17 protein-coding genes and 2 riboswitches are annotated in these 21,400 nt (G+C 47.7%); of the genes, 12 read left to right on the top strand and 5 right to left on the bottom strand.

All coding sequences use genetic code 11. From position 1 onward, the window contains the following. Nucleotides 1–103: 103 nt before the first annotated feature. From ACU1JV_RS14180 to rhaB, 5 genes are all read right to left on the bottom strand, one after another. A complete protein-coding gene (locus ACU1JV_RS14180) occupies nt 104–2,341 on the bottom strand; it encodes a GDYXXLXY domain-containing protein (RefSeq protein WP_413987525.1) in 2,238 nt (745 codons plus the stop codon). Nucleotides 2,342–2,484: 143 nt separating this feature from the next. Next, nucleotides 2,485–3,378, bottom strand: a complete 894-nt coding sequence (locus tag ACU1JV_RS14175) for a helix-turn-helix domain-containing protein (RefSeq protein WP_413987223.1) — start codon at nt 3,376–3,378, stop codon at nt 2,485–2,487. A 268-nt stretch (nt 3,379–3,646) separates the two neighbouring features. Further along, nucleotides 3,647–4,492: a rhamnulose-1-phosphate aldolase gene (gene rhaD, locus ACU1JV_RS14170; protein ID WP_064962795.1), complete on the bottom strand. Its 846-nt coding sequence runs from the start codon at nt 4,490–4,492 to the stop codon at nt 3,647–3,649. A 52-nt stretch (nt 4,493–4,544) separates the two neighbouring features. Then, nucleotides 4,545–5,801, bottom strand: coding sequence for an L-rhamnose isomerase (rhaA, locus tag ACU1JV_RS14165; RefSeq protein WP_413987222.1), 1,257 nt, complete (start codon nt 5,799–5,801; stop codon nt 4,545–4,547). Nucleotides 5,802–5,813: 12 nt separating this feature from the next. Next, entirely contained in the window at nt 5,814–7,295 is a 1,482-nt protein-coding gene (gene rhaB, locus ACU1JV_RS14160; protein ID WP_413987221.1) for a rhamnulokinase, read from the bottom strand. A gap of 326 nt (nt 7,296–7,621) precedes the next feature. Then, nucleotides 7,622–7,725, top strand: a riboswitch (purine riboswitch). 156 nt (nt 7,726–7,881) lie between these two features. Here rhaB and ACU1JV_RS14155 point away from each other — a divergent pair. The 12 genes from ACU1JV_RS14155 to nikE all read left to right on the top strand — a co-directional run bounded on the left by ACU1JV_RS14155 (nt 7,882) and on the right by nikE (nt 21,308). Further along, nucleotides 7,882–8,499: a xanthine phosphoribosyltransferase gene (locus ACU1JV_RS14155; protein ID WP_413987220.1), complete on the top strand. Its 618-nt coding sequence runs from the start codon at nt 7,882–7,884 to the stop codon at nt 8,497–8,499. Beyond that, nucleotides 8,493–9,800 carry a nucleobase:cation symporter-2 family protein gene (locus tag ACU1JV_RS14150; RefSeq protein ID WP_016822599.1) on the top strand — a complete coding sequence of 436 codons (1,308 nt, stop codon included), beginning with the start codon at nt 8,493–8,495 and terminating at the stop codon, nt 9,798–9,800. Before ACU1JV_RS14155 ends, ACU1JV_RS14150 begins: the two co-directional genes overlap by 7 nt. Nucleotides 9,801–10,567: 767 nt before the next feature. Next, a riboswitch (cobalamin riboswitch) is annotated at nt 10,568–10,771 on the top strand. Between the two features lie 219 nt (nt 10,772–10,990). Beyond that, nucleotides 10,991–12,574, top strand: a complete 1,584-nt coding sequence (locus ACU1JV_RS14145; protein WP_413987219.1) for an ABC transporter substrate-binding protein — start codon at nt 10,991–10,993, stop codon at nt 12,572–12,574. 15 nt (nt 12,575–12,589) lie between these two features. Then, a complete protein-coding gene (gene nikB / locus ACU1JV_RS14140; RefSeq protein WP_129550236.1) occupies nt 12,590–13,519 on the top strand; it encodes a nickel ABC transporter permease in 930 nt (309 codons plus the stop codon). A gap of 14 nt (nt 13,520–13,533) precedes the next feature. Beyond that, nucleotides 13,534–14,349, top strand: coding sequence for a nickel transporter permease (nikC, locus tag ACU1JV_RS14135; protein ID WP_413987218.1), 816 nt, complete (start codon nt 13,534–13,536; stop codon nt 14,347–14,349). Further along, a complete protein-coding gene (locus ACU1JV_RS14130) occupies nt 14,349–15,251 on the top strand; it encodes an ATP-binding cassette domain-containing protein (protein WP_413987217.1) in 903 nt (300 codons plus the stop codon). Before nikC (ACU1JV_RS14135) ends, ACU1JV_RS14130 begins: the two co-directional genes overlap by 1 nt. Further along, nucleotides 15,248–16,027 carry an ABC transporter ATP-binding protein gene (locus ACU1JV_RS14125; RefSeq protein WP_413987216.1) on the top strand — a complete coding sequence of 260 codons (780 nt, stop codon included), beginning with the start codon at nt 15,248–15,250 and terminating at the stop codon, nt 16,025–16,027. Before ACU1JV_RS14130 ends, ACU1JV_RS14125 begins: the two co-directional genes overlap by 4 nt. A 142-nt stretch (nt 16,028–16,169) precedes the next feature. Continuing rightward, nucleotides 16,170–17,795 carry a nickel ABC transporter substrate-binding protein gene (gene nikA / locus ACU1JV_RS14120; protein WP_413987215.1) on the top strand — a complete coding sequence of 542 codons (1,626 nt, stop codon included), beginning with the start codon at nt 16,170–16,172 and terminating at the stop codon, nt 17,793–17,795. Nucleotides 17,796–17,841: 46 nt separating this feature from the next. Further along, nucleotides 17,842–18,786: a nickel ABC transporter permease subunit NikB gene (nikB, locus tag ACU1JV_RS14115; protein WP_058830982.1), complete on the top strand. Its 945-nt coding sequence runs from the start codon at nt 17,842–17,844 to the stop codon at nt 18,784–18,786. Continuing rightward, a complete protein-coding gene (gene nikC / locus ACU1JV_RS14110) occupies nt 18,786–19,616 on the top strand; it encodes a nickel ABC transporter permease subunit NikC (protein ID WP_040102553.1) in 831 nt (276 codons plus the stop codon). The genes nikB (ACU1JV_RS14115) and nikC (ACU1JV_RS14110) overlap by 1 nt, the downstream gene beginning before the upstream one ends. Before the next feature lie 19 nt (nt 19,617–19,635). Next, nucleotides 19,636–20,457, top strand: coding sequence for an ABC transporter ATP-binding protein (locus ACU1JV_RS14105; RefSeq protein ID WP_413987214.1), 822 nt, complete (start codon nt 19,636–19,638; stop codon nt 20,455–20,457). 41 nt (nt 20,458–20,498) lie between these two features. Beyond that, nucleotides 20,499–21,308 (top strand): nickel import ATP-binding protein NikE, encoded by an 810-nt coding sequence (nikE, locus tag ACU1JV_RS14100; RefSeq protein WP_413987213.1) that lies wholly within the window; start codon nt 20,499–20,501, stop codon nt 21,306–21,308. The last annotated feature ends 92 nt before the right edge of the window (nt 21,309–21,400 follow it).

Here is a 21,400-nt window from a genome sequence, read left to right as displayed (position 1 = left end):
CAGCAATGGAGCAACCTGGTTCAGCCTGCTTTTTGTACAAATAAATTTTTAAAGCCCCGCTTTGTTCAATACCTCTACCTCTCTACCACTTTGCCAATCCAGATCAGCTTTCCACCAAACGTTCCAGCAGTGCGTCTCCATTGCGGCTGACCCGAATATAGGCATAATGAGCGTTCTGTTCAACAGTACGTCCGGTTCCTTCAGGAATGAAATAATTCTCAATACCGTACAGAATACGAGAACCATTCCATTGTCCATTGAGAACAATTTCATGATGGGCAAGTTTCTCACCATCTTGATATAGACGATCAGCGATGTATACTCCTTGGCTATCTGGTGTGAGAACGACTTTAACCTTGCCTCGGTTCCAATCCTTCTCCTGAAGAGGGTTCTTGGAAGGAGGGGTAGAAATATCGTAATTCAGTGCCACATAATCGCCCTGCAACAGGGAGCGCGGGTCTATAGGAGCCAGCTTGAGCTTAACGGAGGCACCTGTGGCGAGCAGGGTTTCACTTCTCGCCGTCTGATAGCCGATAATTCCTAGCTGTAGCACAATGACAATGGCAATGAGTAACGGGCTTAAGCGCATAAAGCTAAAGCTGCGGTGGTCGGCATCGAACGCTGTTTTGCCGCTATGGGCCATTCGTCGATCGAACCACCAGGTAATTCCCAGTACAATGATTCCCAGTAGCGCCAGTGTAAAAGATTTATAGAGCAGCGTCCACAATAAATCATAGTATTTGAAGCCGATAAAAATAAACCAGAATACGACGCTTGTAATAGCCTCTGATTTTTGTTTGTGACGGATAAAGGCAAAGACCATCCATGTAACGATAACAAAATAAAAAATGTTCATGAACATATAAGAGTGTGGAATGACATCCTCGAAAAACGTCGTCCAAAACAGGAACAATAAGCTGAAAAATAATGAACTATCCCGAAGATGTCCTTTTAGCTCTGTCTTGGGTCTAAAGTAGCTTAGCCCATATAAGACGGCATTGAGAGCGAACAGGGCGAAGATGATGAACTTATAGGTCCAGTTCCAGCCATCCCACTCTTGATACTGTTGAAACAAAACAGTTGCCATATTCAGGTTTACAAAAGTATAGGCAAAAAATCGCTGCCTTTTCCCCTTGGAGCGAAACCATCCGGCGATGGAAACGATCAGAAATAATACCGAAAGTAGCGTCTGATCTGACCATAGAATGGCCGCCAGGCCGGTAATATAGCTGATGGTCAGCAGCGTATAACGGATTACAGAATCCAGCTTGGACTCTGGTATGACGATCATCGTAATCATCAGCAACAAAGACACGCCCAGCAGTACATATTCGGTGTGATTTACGTTCGTGCTAATCATAATCAGTCCGATGAGAGATATACTGCCAATCAGCACTCCAACCACTTTGATTATGCGAGATACGGTTTTGGTGATCCACTCACTGCTATGTTCCTCAGGGACGGCTGTCTCATCCGGAGATGGTTTTCCCAAACGATTTAAATAACGGAAAAACCATACGTTACCCGTCAATAGCAGTGCCACAAAAATCAACCCGAAAACAAAGAATAGTGATGAAGAGTACGCCTCTGCCAGCTCTATAAATTTAAAGACAGCAAACGCCGAAAGCGCCAATGCATTCAAGGTCAGTAACGTTTTATTCAGCCGAACCTTGGTAAATATATAAAATCCTAAAGCAATCACAGCGATATGCGGTATATTCATGATTAGGCCATATCCATCGAATGCAAAGGAGTTGGTCATCGCCAACATAGCTATATGGAGAACAGTAAAGCTCATATATTGTAGTGGAGCCGAATGTATACGATGAAGGAACGTCAATAGAAATAGCACCAGATTGAATATTGCGAACACTCCAGCGATGGACAACGATTCCAGTTGGCTATAAGACGGGCTTTGCATCGTTGGATAGAAGTAAAGCCATACCCCTAAATGAATCAGTACATAAGACAGCATATATAAAGGATTGTAGCGAGTAATCCAGCTAAGCAGTAAAGCCGGCACTGACCAAATGAAAAACAACCCGTAGCTGTCCGCATGGGAGTTGTAAATTTGACCGAGCAACGCCACGGAAATGCCGAAGGCTACACAGCCAGCCACCAGAAATATATTGGACAGAAAAGCTTGTTGCCCGGGAACAGCACGTATACGTGCAAATACAAAAGATAAGCCATAAAACAAAACAATAAGCGCAACAGCTAGCACAATTTTGACTGTTCGATCCAGTCCGCCCCAATTGGAGGCGAAAAAATAAATAATCGCAGCCAGTATCAGTGAGATGCCCAGCAGATAACCTGTACGTATAGCATTGAATCGCAGCATGGAATTCACGTACCTTTCCTGTTGGTTTGATGCTTATTATAGCGTTGATAGCGCTCAGAACCAAGTACAAATTAGGATCAGGTCATAAAAAAGGGAGAGCCGCCGTATGATGGTGGTTCTCCTGTATCATTACTGGATTCCGACTAAGCGTTGGCAGTGCGGATCTCTTGCCGGGACTGATGCCGGAAGCGATACTCTCGGGGTGGGATTCCTGCTGTTTTCTTAAATGCTTTGGAAAAGGTGGACATATCGGTATATCCGATGGATTGGGCGATAATCGACAAATTGTAAGTAGTTTGTTCCAGCAATCTTTTGGCTTCGTTAATCTTAAGAGTTTGCAAATACTTGGCGGGGGATATGAGAAAGGTGGAATGGAATTTACGTGAAAAATGCGCACGATCCACACCTACATGCTCAGCAATTTGCTCGATTGTAACACGGTCACAATAATGCATTTCGATGTAATCTTTCCCCTGCTGGAGCCAACAATCAGAGCATACAGAGTTGCGCAGAGCGCCAGATGTGTTGCGGGACAACTCCTCGAAGATCTGGTGTAGTGTAATTAAGCGGGCCAGATCGCTGCCCTGTCTGTTGTGGTCGTTGACGATGGAAAATAGGTTGGAGATCAGTTCGAGGATGTCCTCGCTCACTGCGTTAGCCATAAATGGCGTAGAGGGATTAATTCCGATCCGCTCCAGCAATGCGAGGGACTTGGGTCCCTCAAAGGCAATCCATACCTTTTGCAACGGGTGCTCTTGGTTGGTGTAATATTCATGGGCAAGATGGGGGGGGAAACAGAATAAATCAGACTTTTGGACACGATACTTCTTTTCCTTATAAATGAACTCAGCCTGCCCTTCAAGTACAAAAATAAAATAAAAATAAGGGACAGCCTTGGGGCCGACATGACAGCTTGTTTTCGAAATATCCATACCCAGTCTGACCGGCCAAATAGCACTGGATTTTTCCAGTTCGGTTGTTGTGAAATAATGGTCTTCCACGATGTCGAAGTGATCTTCATTCTTTGTTCTTCTCATATTGTCACCTCTCCTTTGGTGGAGATAAGGGAATTTTGATTTTATTGTATATAAAGGAAAGTGTAATTACAAGTTAATTCATTGGAATTTGGGGTTATAAAATTAAATTGCTTTATAGAGGATACTGTTTATACCTGCTGTCGGATCGTGTCATGGGTAAAACATTCGAATCCAGTAGCATTCAGATATGCATGGTAAAGGCTCCATGGCTGGTAGGAGACGAGCCGTGGAGCCTTATAGAGTTCGGTGCTATACGATTAGCCTATGTCTATACGTTCAGGATTCCTTCTTTTGGGGTAACATTAAAGGCTTTAGCCAGATCGGCCAATTCCTGATCTGTAATCCGTTGCTTGATCTCATGCTGAGCAATCAGCATATAAATTTGTGCTGCTTTTTCAATCGTTTCAATCAGGCCAAACGCTTCATCAATGGAGCTACCTGTTCCGAAAATGCCGTGATGAGGCCATAATACAGCGTGATGATCCTTCATTTTTTTCGCTGTTTCGCGGCCGATTTCGCTGGAGCCTGGCACCATCCAAGGAATTACACCGATACCGTCTGGAAAGACTACGATACATTCGGTACACATTTCCCACAGCGTTTTGGTGAATTGGTTTTCGTCCAGACTATGAATAAAGGTCATGGCAATGACATGAGTGGCATGATTATGGATCACAACCCGATGGTTAGGATCGACCTTCAAGCGTTCAATGTGGCTCATAAAATGAGATGGCAATTCGCTGGTAGGAACCGCGTCATGCTTGAGGCCCCACAAAATTTCTAACTGCTCACCATCTTGGGATACACGCAGGACTCCTAAATTGGCTTCCGGATCGGCAATAACGTTTTTGAAGTACTTGCCTGATCCAGTGACGATAAAATATTTGCCTGCCAGTTCATTCACTGGGAAAGCGGGTTTAATCGTTCGAATGACTTTTTGAATATCAATATATTTGGCAACCTCGGCCTCATCCAGAATATAACTTACATTGCCTCCATTGCGTTCATCCCAGCCGAATTTCCACATGTTTTGCGTAATTTCCGCCATCTCGCGAACAAATGGGATATCCAGTCCTGATTTTCGTTCTTTTTGATTCTCCAGCACAGTAGTCATGGATGATCTCTCCCTTTGGATGATATGAATATAAAATTATTAGTGCAGTGGTTTATCGTTTCAGCAGGACCTGTTGTTCATAGTTTTTAGCTTCGGTTAGCCATTCCTCACGAACGGGAACGCCGTTTTGAGCGCAATAGTAATCCCATACAGCCCCAAACGGATAGGATTTAAACTCTTCGACCAAGGCAAGGCGTGTCGTGAAGTCTCTTTCCTCTTCGGCCTTTTTCAGTTCCTCAATCGGTTCCAGCATGGCGCGAAGCAACGCTTTGATGGTGTTGCGTGTTCCAATGACCCAAGCAGCCACATGGTTAATACTTCCATCAAAGAAATCAAGGCCGATATGAGTGCGGGAGAGCAGCTCACCGCGCACCAGCTCACGGGCAATGTCCAGCAATTCGTCGTCCATCGTCACGACATGATCGCTATCCCAACGAACAGGTCTGCTGACATGGAGCAATAATTGATCGGTAAACATCAGCACAGAGGATAGTTTGTTCGAAATGACTTCTGTCGGGTGGAAGTGACCGGAATCGAGACAGATAGATTTACCCCGTGTCAGGGCGTAACCCATATAGAACTCATGAGATCCGACGACATAGCTTTCCGAACCGATGCCGAACAGTTTACTTTCAACTGCATCGATGTTGTAATCTTCACTAATTTCCTCACTGAAAATCTCGTCCAGAGCGTCCCGCAGACGTTCTCTTGGAGCCAAGCGATCCACTGGGGTATCCTTGTAACCATCCGGCATCCAGTGGTTTGTGACACATGGCTGACCGAGTTCTTTACCGAAATGTTCTGCAATCCTGCGTGATTTTTTACAGTGTGTGATCCAGAAATCGCGAATATCCGGATCCTTGTGACTTAGTGTGAAGCCATCCTCCGCTTTGGGGTGGGAGAACAGGGTCGGATTAAAATCAAGTCCAAGCCCTTGCTGTTTGGCCCAGTCTACCCAGTTCTGAAAATGGCGTGGCTCCAGTTGATCCAAATCTACTTGTTCTGTAGTATCCGCATAGATCGCATGCAGATTAACCTTGTGTTTACCGGGGATGAGCGATAGAGCTTTTTCTAAATCCTGACGCAGCTCATTAGGCGTGCCTGCTCTACCTGGGTAGCTGCCTGTTACGGCAATTCCCCCGCTAAGCTGTTTATCTTTGAACAGGAAACCCTGCACATCGTCTCCCTGCCAGCAGTGTAGTGATATTTTAATTTGTGAGAGCTTCCGTAAAACGTCATCCACCTGAATACCGTGGCGGGCATACAGCTTTTTCGCTTCGTTATAACTCGCTTCAATGGCTTCGTTCATGGCTTTACTCCTTTATTGAGATATGTGAATAGGGGGTGTTGCTTGTATCTTGAGGCGTTCCCAGCGATCCAGAAGCTCTCCCATGCCTTCCACCGGTTGCGGCTCATATAGCCGAGTCGGGAAGGAATTGGCTATGGTTCGGCCAGCAGCTTTCAGATCTCCAAGAGCACCAGAGCTGATTAATTGCACGACAATATTGCCGATGGCCGTCGATTCGGAAGGTCCTGCCTGCACCTCAATTTCTAAAAGGTCGGCTGTTAGCTGACATAGTAATTCGTTGTTAGCGCCTCCGCCGACAATGTGCAATCGGGTAATCGTTTCGTCTGTTAAACGTTGTAGCTCATGTAGGGCATCCCGGTAGCTTAAGGCCAGACTGTCGAAAATACAGCGGGCAAGCGCGCCAGGTGTGTGCGGGATAGGCTGCCCGGTTTCTTCACAGAACCTCTGAATCTCAAGGGTCATACTATCTGGATTTAAGAATGAGGACTGGTTGCAGAGGACGAGACTGACAAATGGTGTCTCTGCTGAAGCCAATTCGGCCAATTCAGCAAAACTATGTGCAGAGCCTCCCTCTCTTCTAACCTCCTGAATCATCCATAAGCCCATAATATTTTTCAAAAAACGGTACGTATCGTAAGCGCCCCACTCATTGGTGTAGTTCGCCTGCATAGCTATCTTGGTATTCAAGGGTTGGGATCGTTCCATACCCAGTAGCGACCATGTTCCACTGCTAATATAAGCCCAAGACTCTTCCCGCGGTGATGGAACACCTGCAACCGCTGAGGCGGTATCGTGCGTAGGCACAAGGATGAGTTGGCAGTCTGGAAGATCGTACTTCCGAACAAGCTCCGGCAAGATGGAGCCCAGAACACGACCAGGCTCAGCCAGCTCCGAAAATTGATTGCGCCGAAGCTGGAGCAGGGAGAGCAGGTCCTCATCAAACTCTCGGGTGTTCACGTTGAGAAGCTGCATAGTGGATGCATTGGTCATTTCATTGACCATAATGCCAGTCAAGCGATAGTACAGATAATCGGGAACCATCAATATTTTATCTGCCTGGGCGAGTTGTTCCCGATCATGGACGAACAGCTGATACAAGGTATTAAAGTTTAGTTCCTGGATGCCCGTTTTCTCATATACATCCTCTCGGCTGATGAGCTGGTGCAGCTTATCGGGGGCATGTAGAGTGCGTGCATCGCGGTATGCGTACACCTCATGGATGCGATGACCTTCCTTATGAAGTAACACGTAATCTACAGCCCATGTATCAATGCCGAGCGTACAGGATTCAATCCCGTTTTGCTTAGCCTTTTGCAGTCCTTGAATGATCTCATCAAATAAATTGTCTATATTCCAGTAATTGTGCCCGTGCCTCTCAGTAAAGGAGTTGTTGAAACGATGAAGCTCTTGCAAGTGAATTTGTTCACCTTGTAGAGTTGCACTCACGAGTCTTCCGCTTGAAGCTCCAATATCAACAGCAAGATAGTTGTTCATATCTAATCTCCTTGCATGGTGAAGTCCTGGCAGCCTGAAAGTCTGCCTTTTGTTTCTTAACTAATTCCATACTACTTCCGTTTGTCTGTGTAGTCAACATAAACGGAAGTGAAAATTTTGGTTTATCTTTGAATTTAAAAATAAAAATAAAATTAAATGTTGTTTTGTGTGGTTATTCGTTTTTTAACGTTTGCTTTCTACTATATATATACCTCAAACAGGGATCGGTGTGTTGCTGCGATATTCAAATTGTGGAAGGTTCTCCAAATGCCGCTGTTTGTATGAAAAATAGTCTTGAAACCGCCCGCCAGAGGGTGTAGTATACAAGATATCAATTTCATATGACTCGTATAATATTGGGGATATGGCCCAAAAGTTTCTACCGGATGACCACTGTAATCGTCCGACTATGAGTGATAGCGCATCAGCTTCGGATGAATGCGGGCATTTTATTTGTGCGCCAATCCGTCAGGGATTACGACCCCAAGGACAGGCTTCACTTGAGAAACGACTCAAGGGAGCTTGTCCTTTTTTGGTTTTAGCAGGTTTTATTCTATTTAAAGTACAGAGGAGCGATATTCGCATAATGAAAGCTTTGGAAGAACGTATTCGTCAAGAGGGACAGATTTTATCCGATACGGTGTTAAAGGTAGATTCATTTTTGAATCATCAGGTGGATACAGCATTAGCATTGGAGATTGGCAAGGAGTTCGCACGCCTGTTCGGCAGTGCTCCGATTACCAAGGTACTTACCATTGAAGCTAGTGGCATTCAATTTGCGATGGCTACTGCTATTGCCTTGGGGGTACCGTTCATTTATGCGAAGAAAAAGAAGGCGATCACGCTGAATGAACAGGTATACTTCGCAGAGGTTCATTCATTCACTCGGCAGGAAACCTATCAGGTGAGCATTTCCCAAAAATATCTCGATTCTAGCGACCATGTACTGATCGTGGATGATTTCTTGGCTACTGGTGCAGCTTTGGTCGGACTTACGGATATTGTGAAGGAAGCAGGAGCGGAACTGGCCGGAGTCGGCTGTGTAATTGAAAAGAGCTTTCAGGAAGGCCGCGGGTTGTTGGAGCAAAGGGGCATTGCCGTACGTTCTCTTGCGCGTATCGCTTCCATGGCACCGGGCGAAGTCCATTTTATAGAGGAAGCTGGCATGGTGATTCCTCCCGTTAAGGAGAATGTGGGATGTTAAGTAAACAAAAATTATTTGCGCTGGGCTTCCAGCATGTCATGGCGATGTACGCCGGAGCCATTGCTGTTCCTCTGATTGTAGGGGGAGCACTTCACCTGACGCCAGCCCAGATGGCCTATCTAGTGGCTGCTGATCTATTCACTTGCGGGATTGCTACGTTATTACAGATTATGGGCACACGCTTTTTTGGAAGTAGATTGCCTGTCATTTTGGGCTGTACGTTTACGGCAGTAGGACCCATTATCGCAATTGCTTCGACCTCAAATCTGGCGACAGCATACGGTGCCATCATTTTGTCCGGTATATTTGTGGTGCTTGCGGCACCGCTATATGGCAAACTGTTACGCTTTTTCCCAACAGTGGTTACCGGCTCGGTCGTTACGATTATCGGTCTATCCCTTATTCCGGTAGCGATGAACAATGTAGCGGGTGGTCAGGGCAGCGCGGATTTTGGACAGCCGCGTAATTTGCTGCTGGCACTGGTTACACTACTGGTTATTCTGCTTGTCAATCGAGTAGCTAAGGGCTTTTTACGCTCGATTTCCGTGCTTATTGGTCTGTTCGCAGGTACTGTAGTCGCCTATGCGATGGGAATGGTGCATTTTGCTCCCGTAGCGGATGCTTCATGGGTGAGTATTGCGCAGCCGTTTTATTTTGGCAAGCCAGAATTTAGCATTATGGCGGTATGCACGATGATTATCGTCAATATTGTCAGCATGGTCGAGTCTACGGGGGTTTATCTGGCAGTAGGTAAAGCGATTGATCAGAAGGTGGAACAAAAGCAAATCGTCAATGGACTTCGTTCGGAGGGGCTTGCGATTATGCTGGGCGGTATTTTTAATGCGTTCCCTTACACGGCCTTCTCGCAAAATGTGGGTCTGATCTCGCTGACTCGCGTCAAATCGCGTAACGTTATTTTTGCTGCGGGCGGCATTATGGTCGTTCTCGGTTTGCTGCCTAAGCTGGCTGCTTTGACGACAGTGATTCCTAACGCTGTGCTGGGTGGGGCGATGATCGTCATGTTTGGTTCGGTTGCTGCATCAGGTATGTCTATTTTGTCAGAAGTAGATCTGCGGAAGGAAAGCAATCTGCTGATCGCAGCATGCAGTATTGCTGTAGGCCTAGGCTCAGCTGTTCTGCCGCAAATGTTTGACCAACTGCCTAGCTTTGCCAAAATGCTGCTGCAAAATGGTATTGTATCGGGCTCGATTACGGCAATTGTCTTGAACATCGTTTTGGCAAGAAAACAGGGTGAATCGGTCAAAGGTGTAAATGTCTCGGAGGTTCCACAGAAGGTTTGATGAATAGGAAATAAACCAAAACAGCCGGAGAGAGGGGGTAGCCTCTTTTCCGGCTGTTTGGCATGGGGTTATCCAGAACTAGTTATTTATTAAGCAGCATGAAGTTATTGATAAACACCCTTCTTGTATGAAAATGGGGGATTGAGAACCTACTAGAAAAGTTTGCTAGAGTAGTAGGTGAAGGAGTGGTATAATCTACCTTATGGACTTTGAATAGTGGTGGATGTTTTCCGACCATGGCGCAGCTTCCCGAAAGGGGGTGAAGCCGATGGTCAACCTTGTGTCGTGCTACGATGTGCTACGTTGGATGGTTACGTTACTAAGCCTGGTGTTTAGTATTCGTAAGCTTTATCGATGGCTGCGTCGGAAATTTCGGAACAAGCGAAAACCCACCGCGTAATTAGGTTAGGCGCCTAACGGTGGGTTTAGCTAAGCATTTAGCGCGCCGTGGTGATCCACAGCCCTTCAAGTCCTAAGAGTCTTTGCCGTTGGAGCGGCGAAGGCTCTTTTTAGTATACGGATACGGTGGGTATCTCTATACCTAATTTTAGCACGTGAATTGCGTGCACGCAACGTTAAGACATACCCTCAATTGCGCGCAAGCAATGAAGAGCCATGGTCTTGATTCACACTATATCGTTCAAATTTAAATTATTACGCAACATTTGTTGACAAGCCAGTAGCAACAAAATAAGATAATCCTAAATCGTAATAAAAAGGAATAAAGGAAGAAAACAGGTGTGAACGGGACAACTCTATGTACGAGGTTTTGTTGAGACGATGTAGATAGTTGTTGAGCGTGTTCACTTAAAAGGGAAGTTCGGTAGATTCCGACACGGACCCGCCACTGTATACAGGCATCAGCAGGGTACTGCTGGAGCTTTCAGAATAGCCACTGGAACTGTGAGGAACCGGGAAGGCCTGAAAGATAAGCCTGGAGTCAGGAGACCTGCCTGTTTTGACATCACTGTCAGACCCACGGGATGCTGGGGAGGTGGTTAGGCGTGCTGCATACGGAATGTCTGAAACCGATCTGATCCCTTCTATGTTTTTGGAGTTGGCTTTGAGGTGAGTTTTGACATTTTATAATGAAAGCATTTCTGACTGCTGGTCAAGTGGTTGGGAATGCTTTTTTCGCGTTTTGCGTTAGGTTTATACGATATTTTACAAGATAGAGGAGGACATGTGGGATGATAGGCAATCGTAATAGGCGTTCATGGTTCATATGTACAGGATTGCTGCTGCTGATGGCAATTATGGCTCTTTCGGGATGCGGCACAGCCACGAAGACGGAGGATAGCTCAGGCAAGGGTGAGAATACGCCTGCACAACAGACTCCAGCAGGTAAAAAGCTGGTGATGGCGTATACGTGGAAACCGTCAGGCGTCGATCCGCATGGAGACAATAGCTGGGATGTGATGCGTTCCGGTGCCGGTGAGACACTCATTCGTTTGAATGAAAAGTTGGAGCCTGTGGCTTGGCTAGCCAAGGAATGGAAGCACGACAGTCCTAACGTGTGGACGTTCAGCTTGCAGGATAGGGTCACTTTTCATGATGGAAAGAGTATGGATGCAGCAAGCGTAAAAGCATCTTTGCTGCGCTCTATCGAGAAAAGTCACCTGGCGAAGGATTTACTGGATGTGAAGTCCATTGATGTAAATGGCCCGCTGACGCTGAAAATCACGACAAACCAGCCGAATGCAGCGCTGGCATCCAATCTGGCTGATCCGTCAACGATCGTGCTGGATGTGGCATCCATGAAAGATGAGCAGAGCTACCCTGCAATGACAGGTGCTTTTAAAATCAAAGCCTTTAACAAGGATCAATCCTTGGTCGTAGAGCGTTATGACGGATATTGGGGCGAAAAGGCACGACTGGCTGAAGCAACGATGGAATTCATTACGGACGGTAATTCGCGCCTGATGGCGTTACAATCCGGTGAGGTGGATGTAGCGACGGATATTCCGGTAGATAACGCAGAGGTACTAAAAAAGAACGACAAGCTACAAGTGCTGTCGGCTCCGTCCTTGCGTACCCATATGATTGTGTACAACATGGAATCGCCTGTGTTCAAGGATGCGACCAACCGTAAGGTGGTGGACAGTCTGATTCCGCGCGCATCCATTGTGAGCGCCGTCATGAGGGGCTTCGGTACGGAAGCAAGCAGCCCGTTTCCGAGTATTCTTCCCTTCGGTAAGATTGAGCGTAAAGCATTGAACGGAACGACAGAGCAGTTGTTGACGAAGGATGGCTGGCAGAAGGATGCCCAAGGCACATGGTCCAAGCAGGGCAAGCCATTCGAGGTTACGCTGCTGACCTTCCCTCAGCGTCCGGAGCTATCCGTCATGGCTGAGGTTATTCAGAGCCAGTTGCTGAATGAGGGAATCCAGGTCAAGATTCGCAAGGTGGAAAATATCGACGAGGCGTTGACCAAAAACGATTGGGATTTTGCTATGTACAGCATGCTCACGGCCCATACAGGAGAACCGCAGTATTTTATGGACATGTTCTACTCCTCTACAAGTGAAGCTAATGTAAGCCGTTATGCTTCCAAACCGCTGGAGGATATTCTTCACAGCCTGAAGTTGGCAAAGGATACCGCACAGCGTAATGCGGTAACACTGCAAGCGCTGGATATCATCAATACAGACTTGCCGCAGTCGTTCATTGTACACCCTGACAATGTGTTTGGCGTGAAAAAAGGGGTAGAGGGCTTTACGCCGCATCCGATCGAGTATTACTACATTACAGCGCAATCTGATATTGCGGAATAACGGGCTACGTATCCTATGATTCGTTTTATACTGGAACGTGTGGCGCAGCTGCCCATCATTGTATTCGTTGTATCCACGCTGACTTTTGTACTGATGAGGCTGGCCCCTGGTGACCCTGCCCTCATTTTACTCACCGCGCATAATGTTCCTGCTTCTGGGGAGGCGCTGACCGCGCTGCGAAACGAACTGGGCTTGAATGAGCCGCTTCATATTCAATATGTGAACTGGCTGCGGGATGTGTTCACGGGACATTGGGGAACCTCATATGTGTCCAAGGAGTCGGTGCTAAACGAACTGTGGAGCAGACTTCCCGCTACAGTGGAGCTAGCTTTGGCGGGCTTTGCCGTCATGACGGTGCTTACGCTTGGGATGGGGCTGGCTGCCTCGCTAAAAGTCAGCGGTCCACTAGATCGTCTGGGCAGGCTGTTCGCTTTGCTGGGATCGTCGATCCCTTCTTTTTGGCTTGGTTTTCTGCTAATCTATCTATTTTCCGTTCGCTTGGGCTGGCTCCCATCCATGGGAAGGGAGGACTGGACACATTTAGTACTCCCAGCGCTGACGCTTGGTGCAGGATTGGGAACGGTGCAAGCTCGTGTATTGCGCGCTCAAATGCTGGAGCTGAGTGACCGCAATTTTGTGAAGGCAGCGAGGGCTCGCGGTTTTTCCCGTATGCATATTCTCTTTTTTGAGCTATTTAAACATGCCGTTCTGCCAATGATTACGCTGTTAGGTACGAATCTATCATTTATGCTGGCAGGTAACGTCATCGTAGAGACCATTTTTTCATGGCCAGGGTTGGGCAAGTATTTTATAGATGCAATTACGCAGCGGGATTACCCGGTGATTCAGGGATATGTTATGTTTGCCGCATTTTTAATTGTAGGTGTTCAGTGTTTGGTGGATGTGGTCCAGACGGTGATAGATCCAAGGCTGCGTTTGCGTTAAGGGGGAAGCTGAAAATGAAAAAGATACGGCTTTCCTTTAGAGGAAGCTTGCTGACAGGGGGCGCACTGTTTGGCCTGATCGTGCTGCTCGGATTGCTGGCTCCATGGGCCGCCCCTCATGATCCTCTGCATGTGGACCTTCTGAACCGTTTGGCACCACCCAGCCGCAAATATCCTTTCGGTACGGATCATCTGGGTCGGGATGTGCTGTCACGGCTCATTTACGGAATTCGGTCGAGCGTGCTAATCGCGTGTGCGATTACGGTAGCAACGCTGTGTATTAGTCTGCCTACAGGCATGCTCATTGGTTATGTGCGAGGACGCGTGGATCAGCTGATTATGCGGGGAATCGACGGCGTACTGGCTTTTCCTGATATTATTTTAACGGTAGCGATTGTGGGTATTTTGGGGCCGGGTTTCGTCAACATGACCTTAGCGATTATTGCGGTACGGTGGGCGGGCTATGTCCGCTATATCCGTAGTTTGGTTCAAAAAGCTTGCCAGGAGGACTATGTACGGTATGCCCGTTTGTCCGGTAATTCACACGTGCGCATACTAAGGCGTTATGTATTGCCACAAGTATGGCCGCAATTGTTGGTTTATACGGTATGGGATATCGGACGCGTGGTGTTAATGATCGCTGGGCTCTCCTTTCTTGGACTGGGTGTACAGCCGCCCAAGCCAGAGTGGGGTGTGATGCTGCATGATGCAACCTCGTATTTTCAGGTGGCTCCGCATGTTATGATCTTCCCGGGTTTGGCGATTATGCTATTTGTGCTTGCCTGCCAGCTTCTGGGTGATCATTTTTCAGAAAAGGAGGCGGCGAAATAGTGGGGGAGCGACCAGTCACGGGGCGAAAGGACATAGAGCAAGCATACATGCAAAAACCGTTGTTACACGTGGAACATTTGGAGATTTGCCGTACAGGTGTAAGAGCCAGCGGAAGCGAAAGCAAACCGCTATTACGGGATGTGAACTTTTCCGTCTACCCAGGGGAAATTGTAGCCTTGACTGGGCCAAGTGGATGCGGCAAAAGCCTGACCGCACACGCAATCGCGGGTATGCTGGACCCCGGTGTTGGTGTTGCGCAAGGGTGCATCTACTATAACGGGGAAGACATTATCCCGTTCCATGAACAGCGCTGGCAAAGACTGCGCCGTGAGGAAATTGCCCTGCTCATTCAGCAATCGCTGAGCGGGCTGAATCCGATCCGTACCGTCCGCGCCCAGCTGACGGATACGCTTAGACTGAACGGGGGGCGCCTGATGCGCGCCCAGAAGGAGCTGGGGCAAGCTGATGCTGCCCCGTCCCACACTGCATCGCAGCCCCAGGGTGTGCTGTCACGGATGCGGCTGATGCTAAATCGTGTCACAGAGCTGGCTGGAGGCCGTACTATTCCAGGGCAGGAAGCCTATTTGTGTTCTCTGCTCCGCAAGGTCGGTTTTGCCGATCCTGAGCATATTCTGTCATCATATCCTTTTGAACTAAGCGGAGGTATGTGCCAAAGGGTACTGCTGGCTGCAATGTTAAGCTCTGGTCCGCGCCTCTTTATTGCCGACGAGCCTACTACAGCGCTGGATGTTATTAACCGCGACAAGGTTCTGGCCTTGCTTCTACAGTTGAGGGAAGATTTCGATCTCACGATTTTGTTAATTTCACATGATCGTCAGGGGATAAGCCGCATAGCAGATCGGGTGCTGGAGATGACCCCGGAAGGAAGGATGCAACCGTGATACTGGAATTGAAGAACGTCACCAAAGCTTACCCTGTCCGCAGACGGAGAAAAGGCTGGTTCAACACGAGACAGAGTGAGCAGCAGGCTATACAGAAAGTGAGTCTGGAATTACGACAGGGAGAATGCCTTGGATTGGTTGGAGAAAGCGGAAGTGGCAAAAGCACGCTGGCACAGTGTATCCTGGGGCTGGAGTCGTTGACTTCAGGGGAAATCTGGCTGGATCACCAGCCCATACATACTAGAAGGATGAAGGATATTCATTTGTACAAACGAATCCAGTTGGTTGCGCAGGACCCGGCCTCTTCACTGCATCCCCGTATGACCATTCAAGATATTTTGATGGAGCCGATCCGTAACTATTTTCCTGAGCGAAAAGTAAGGGCGCTGGATATCTGCCTTTCCTTACTGGAATCGGTAGGGTTGGAGGCTGACAGTCTGGGAAAATACCCTGCGCAGCTAAGCGGTGGACAAAAACAGCGGGTGTGCATTGCTCGGGCGTTGGCGGTTGAACCAGAAATCATCCTGTTCGATGAATCGGTCGCCAATTTGGATACGTCAACCCAGTCCTCCGTGCTAGACATGCTCAAAAGAATGCAGCTCGAACGCCAGCTGTCCTATCTTTTTATCACCCATGATCTTCAGTCCACCCGTACGTTCTGTGATCGTGTTGCCGTCATGGTTCAGGGAGAGATCGTGGAAATATTTGAGGATTGGGATGAAGAACTATTGAAGCATGAATACACGCGTGCCCTATTTCAAACATTGGCGGATTAATCCATAAATTTAATATTATACAAATTCAAAATAAATAATAGCTCTGCTTGCCGAATATTGTTGACAAAATATAATGTGGTACCTATTCTAAATATGATTATGATAATCATTATCACATATATAGAAAAGGGGAAATACATTGATGTCCGTTCGACACCGCAAGACTGCCACCCTTATGTTGGTGACACTCCTCTTATTATCCGTTATTCTGGGCTGCGCGAAGCAGGAGAACACACCTGCATCCACCTCTACTAACGGAGCTGCCAATGAAAAGTCGATCACGCTATCGTGGCCACGGGATATTGGTACAATGAATCCTCACGTATACAACCCTTCCCAACTTTTTGCACAATCCATGATTTATGAGCCGTTAGTCAGCTACAAGCAAGGAGGCAAGCTGGAGCCTGCTTTGGCTGAATCTTGGACCATATCCAAGGACGGCAAGACATATACGTTTAAGCTGCGTAAAGGTGTGAAATTTTCCGATGGAACGCTATTTAATGCGGCGATTGTCAAAAAGAACTTTGACGCTATTATGAAAAATGAGAAAACGCATAGCTGGCTTGGTATAGTAGGCGTTCTCGACAAAACTGAAGCTGTAGATGACAGAACGTTCCGAATGACACTCAAAGAGCCATACTACCCGGTTCTTCAGGATCTGTCTGTCGTTCGCCCGTTCCGGTTTTTGGGTGAAGCCGGGTTCCCGGATGATGGAGATACGTCCAAAGGAATTAAGAAACCTGTAGGTACAGGACCTTGGATGCTGGATGAATACAAGCAGGATGAGTATGCAACCTTTAAGCGTAATCCGAATTATTGGGGTACTGCACCGAAGGTGGACAAAATTACGGTCAAAATTATTCCCGATGGTGAAACACGTGTAATGGCCTTTGAAAAAGGCGACCTGGATCTGATTTATGGAGAGGGTGTTATTAGCCTGGATGCTTTCAAACAGCTTCGCGACACGAATCAGTATGTTACTACGCTGTCCGAGCCTGTTGGCACAAGAAGCCTGTTGCTCAACTCGTCCAATCCGAAGCTGGCAGACCTTCGGGTACGTCTGGCACTCCAGCATGGATTTAACAAGCAGGCGATGGTGGAAGGCGTAACCTCGGGGCTGGAGGAAACAGCGGATACGGTTTTATCCAAAAACTACCCGTATACGAATGTCGACTTACAGCTAATAGGCTATGATGTGGAAAAATCCAAAGCATTGTTGGATGAGGCTGGCTGGAAGCTGCCCGCAGGCGGCACAGTACGGGAGAAAGACGGACAACAGCTGGATTTTGAGCTGATTTTCGATAAGACCGATCCGATCCAAAAGGCGATGGCTGAAACCATTCAGGCCGAATGGGGAGAGCTGGGTGTCAAAGTGAATCTGACCGGACTGGAGCTGACGGTTCAAATCAAGCGGCTTAGATCCAACCAGTTTGATCTGTATTTCTGGTACAACTATGGTGCGCCTTATGATCCGCATTCCTTTATTAATGTTATTGCCAAGAAGAGCTTCGGAATTTCTGAGGTGCTGAGCGCCCTTCCCATGAAGAAGGATCTGGATCAGCAAGTACACGAAGCGCTCTCATCAACAGATGAAACCAAGCGGCAAGAGCTGTATGCTTCGATTTTGAAGACGCTCCAAGAGCAATCTGCCATTGTGCCTATTTCGTATATTAAGAAAACGGCAGTGTATCAGAAAAAAATTACTAACTTTGTTTTCCCAGCTAATCGGGATGAGAATCCATTTGAGGGAATTGAAATTGGAAAGTAACTGAAACGGTGAGGTAACGTTAATTTATAGGATAGGAGGACAACTTATGATTAGCTATATCGGGAAGCGAATGGTAGCGGTCATTCCTATTGTTCTCTTTGCCACCCTCGTTACCTTTGCACTCATTCACATTTCACCGGTTGATCCCGCTGAAGCTTATTTGACGGCTGCTCATATTTATCCTACCCCGGAAGTCCTGGAGCAGAAAAGACATGAGTTCGGACTGGATCAGCCATTGCTGACACAGTATATGCATACAATTCAAAGAATCAGTCGGTTGGATTTTGGTACTTCGTATCTGACCAACAAGCCAGTGTGGGATGAGGTGAAGGCTCGATTGCCTGCCACTGTTGAGCTGGCCTTAAGCAGCATGGCACTATCTATACTGGTGAGCATCCCGCTGGGTGTGTTGGCGGCGATGCGTAAAAATGGCTGGATCGACATACTGAGTCGGGGGATTTCGTATTTCGGGGCATCTATTCCCCAGTTCTGGCTGGGATATTTGTTAATCTTCTTTTTCTCTGTCCGATTGGACTGGCTACCTGTAGAGGGCCGGGGAACGTGGCAGCATCTGGTGTTACCGACGTTGACTCTGTCGCTGGTTCTGATTGCTTTATATACGCGTCTGTTGCGATCCAGTGTGCTGGAACAGCTTCAGGAAACGTATGTACAGTATGCCAGAACCAGAGGAATACGCGAGCGGGTGATTATGCTCAAGCACATACTCAAAATGGCTATGACTCCGCTAATAACAAGTATGGGCATGAATCTGGGCAAGTTGCTGACTGGAACGATTATTGTGGAGCAGGTGTTTTCATGGCCCGGGTTTGGCCGTTATTTTGTGGAAGCCATTTTTAACCGGGATATTCCCGTCATACAATGCTATGTGTTTCTGGCGGCATGCCTGTTCATCGTATGCAATTTGCTCGTTGATCTGGTGCAGTTGTATATGGATCCCCGAATTTCCTCGAAGGGACGAGCAGAGCAGTGATGATAAGGTTGCGTAAAATGTTCAAGGATCAAAAAGTAATCGTGGTTTGCTCAGTCGTGCTGGCAGCCCTTTTTATCATAATGGCGCTGGCTCCGTGGCTGGCTCCCCATGATCCCGTTAAGGTCAATTTACTGCACAAGCTGGAAGGCCCTTCAAAAGAGTATTGGCTGGGAACGGATCATTTGGGTCGGTGTAATCTATCCCGGCTGCTGTATGGAGCACGAATTTCGCTCGGCTTTGCGACATTAATTTTCCTGTCCTCGCTTAGCATCGGTGTTGTAATCGGATCAATTGCAGGTTATTTGGGCGGTTGGGTCGATAGTGTACTGATGCGGTTTTGCGAAGGCATTATGGCGTTTCCCAACTTGGTGCTTGTGCTCGGCATTGTCGGTATTTTTGGGCCGGGTCTCATGCAGGTGCTGTTTGCCTTGATGCTGGTGCAGTGGGTGTACTATGCCCGAATGTGCCGCAATATGGTCGTCAGTCTGAAAGAGCAGAATTTTATAGCGGCCGCAAGGATTAGCGGCTCCTCCTCAGGGGCCATTATCCGGCGGCACATCATTCCAAATGTGCTGCGGCCGATTATGGTCATTGGTACGCTGGAGATGGGCTGGGCGATTATGGACATCTCCGCGTTGTCATTCCTTGGTCTAGGTATCCAGCCGCCGACTCCTGAATGGGGAGCCATGATTCATGAGGGAACGGGATACATCCGCAGTCATCCGGAATTAATGATTTATCCGGGTATCATGATTCTGGTGGTAGTGATGGCCTTCAATATATTGGGGGAGACGCTGTCCGACCGATACGGGATTGCCAAACGTCAGTAAAACAGGAGTGGGGACAACGATGGATGACACGGCCAAGACGCAGGTGCTGGAGGTCAGCGGCTTGCAGGTAAAGCTCAAAACTGATGCAGGGGCGGTATCTCTACTAGAACCTACCCATTTTGAACTGAAAAAGGGGCAGGTTCTGGGTCTTGTCGGCGAGAGTGGGAGCGGCAAAACAGTAACCTGTAACGCGCTTCTCCAGTTACTGGATCGCCAGACGATGGATGTGGAAGGCAGTGTCCGTCTGAACGGTCGTGAGTTGAACGGAATGGCAACTGAGGAGATGCGCCGCATTCGGGGCAAGGAAATCGCTTTTATTATGCAAAATCCGATGCGAGCTTTTACGCCAGTGTATACGATTGGGGATCAGTTTATGGAAACGATCCGCACGCATACCGGATTAACCAAACAACAGGCGCGCGATCTTGCCATAACGGCTCTGGAAAATATGAATCTGCCTGATCCAGCCAAGCTGATGAAGCGTTATTCGTTTCAGTTGAGTGGCGGGATGCTGCAACGGGTCATGATCGCCATTTCCATGTGCCTGCGGCCAGCAGTGGTTATTGCGGATGAACCGACAACGGCACTCGATGTGGTTAATCAGCTACAGGTGCTGAGAGAGTTGGATAGCTTGCGTACGGAATATGACACGTCTATTTTACTGATCTCGCATGATCTGGGTGTCATCTCCCAAATGGCGGATGAAGTGGCAGTGATGCAGCGGGGACGTATTGTTGAGCAGGCAGAGGTTTTTCAGTTGTTCGACCAGCCACAGCATGAATATACGAAAATGCTGCTGCAGGCCAGACCTAAGTTGTCCCTTCAGGGCATAAATCAGTAGGGCGATTAGTTGCCTGTTGGATACTTTCAAAAGGGGAGCGAATGCGTGTGCTGCAAGTGAAGGAAGTAACTCATAGCTATAGAAAGCGCAAATGGCTGGGCCGCTCCGAATCACGTCTCCCTGTGCTCACTGATGTGTCGCTTACCATAGAGAGCGGATTTTGTCTGGGACTGCTGGGAACCAGCGGAGCGGGGAAGAGCACGCTGGGCAAGGTTATTCTGGGGCTGGAGAAGCCGCAGGAGGGTCAGGTACTGTTTCAGGGGCAGGACATCTATAATGGGAGTCCTCAAGTACGCAGGGGATTGCGACGGGATATGCAGGTTGTATTCCAGGACTGCTATTCTGCTGTAAACCCTCGCATGACCGCCGGACAGATTGTCGGAGAGCCTTTGGATAATTACGAGCGGTTATCAGTGCAGGAACAAAAAAGAACGGTAGAAGGCCTGCTGGAGCGGGTGGGTCTCAAGCCGGAGGATCGGAATAAATATCCGCACCAATTCAGCGGTGGACAATTACAGCGGATTAATATTGCACGGGCGATTGCGCTCAGACCCAAGCTGATCGTGCTGGATGAGTCCGTCAGCAGTCTGGATATGGTTCATCAGATACGCATTTTATCCCTGTTGGAAGAGCTGAAAACTTCATTTGGATTGTCATATCTGTTTATCACGCATGATATTCGAGCGGCTTACGCCGTCTGTGATGGCATTGCTGTGATGGAACAGGGGAGATTAATCGAGCACTGTGATAAGAAAGATCAGATTTTTGAATCTGCTCACCCGGCTGTGCAACGTTTAATTTCGTCCATTTTGCCGGAGCACCCTGCAGACCGTCTTCCACTTCATGAATAACAACTGACCCGCAAGGGTCTTTTTTTGTGCAATATCTGATTAGATAATCGAAATGAAATTTGCTAGTTGTATTATTTGAATAACTCGTTATA

The organism is Paenibacillus sp. T2-29 (assembly GCF_052921365.1).
Note: the sequence above shows the minus strand (reverse complement) of the source record. Positions and strands in the feature narration are given on the sequence as shown.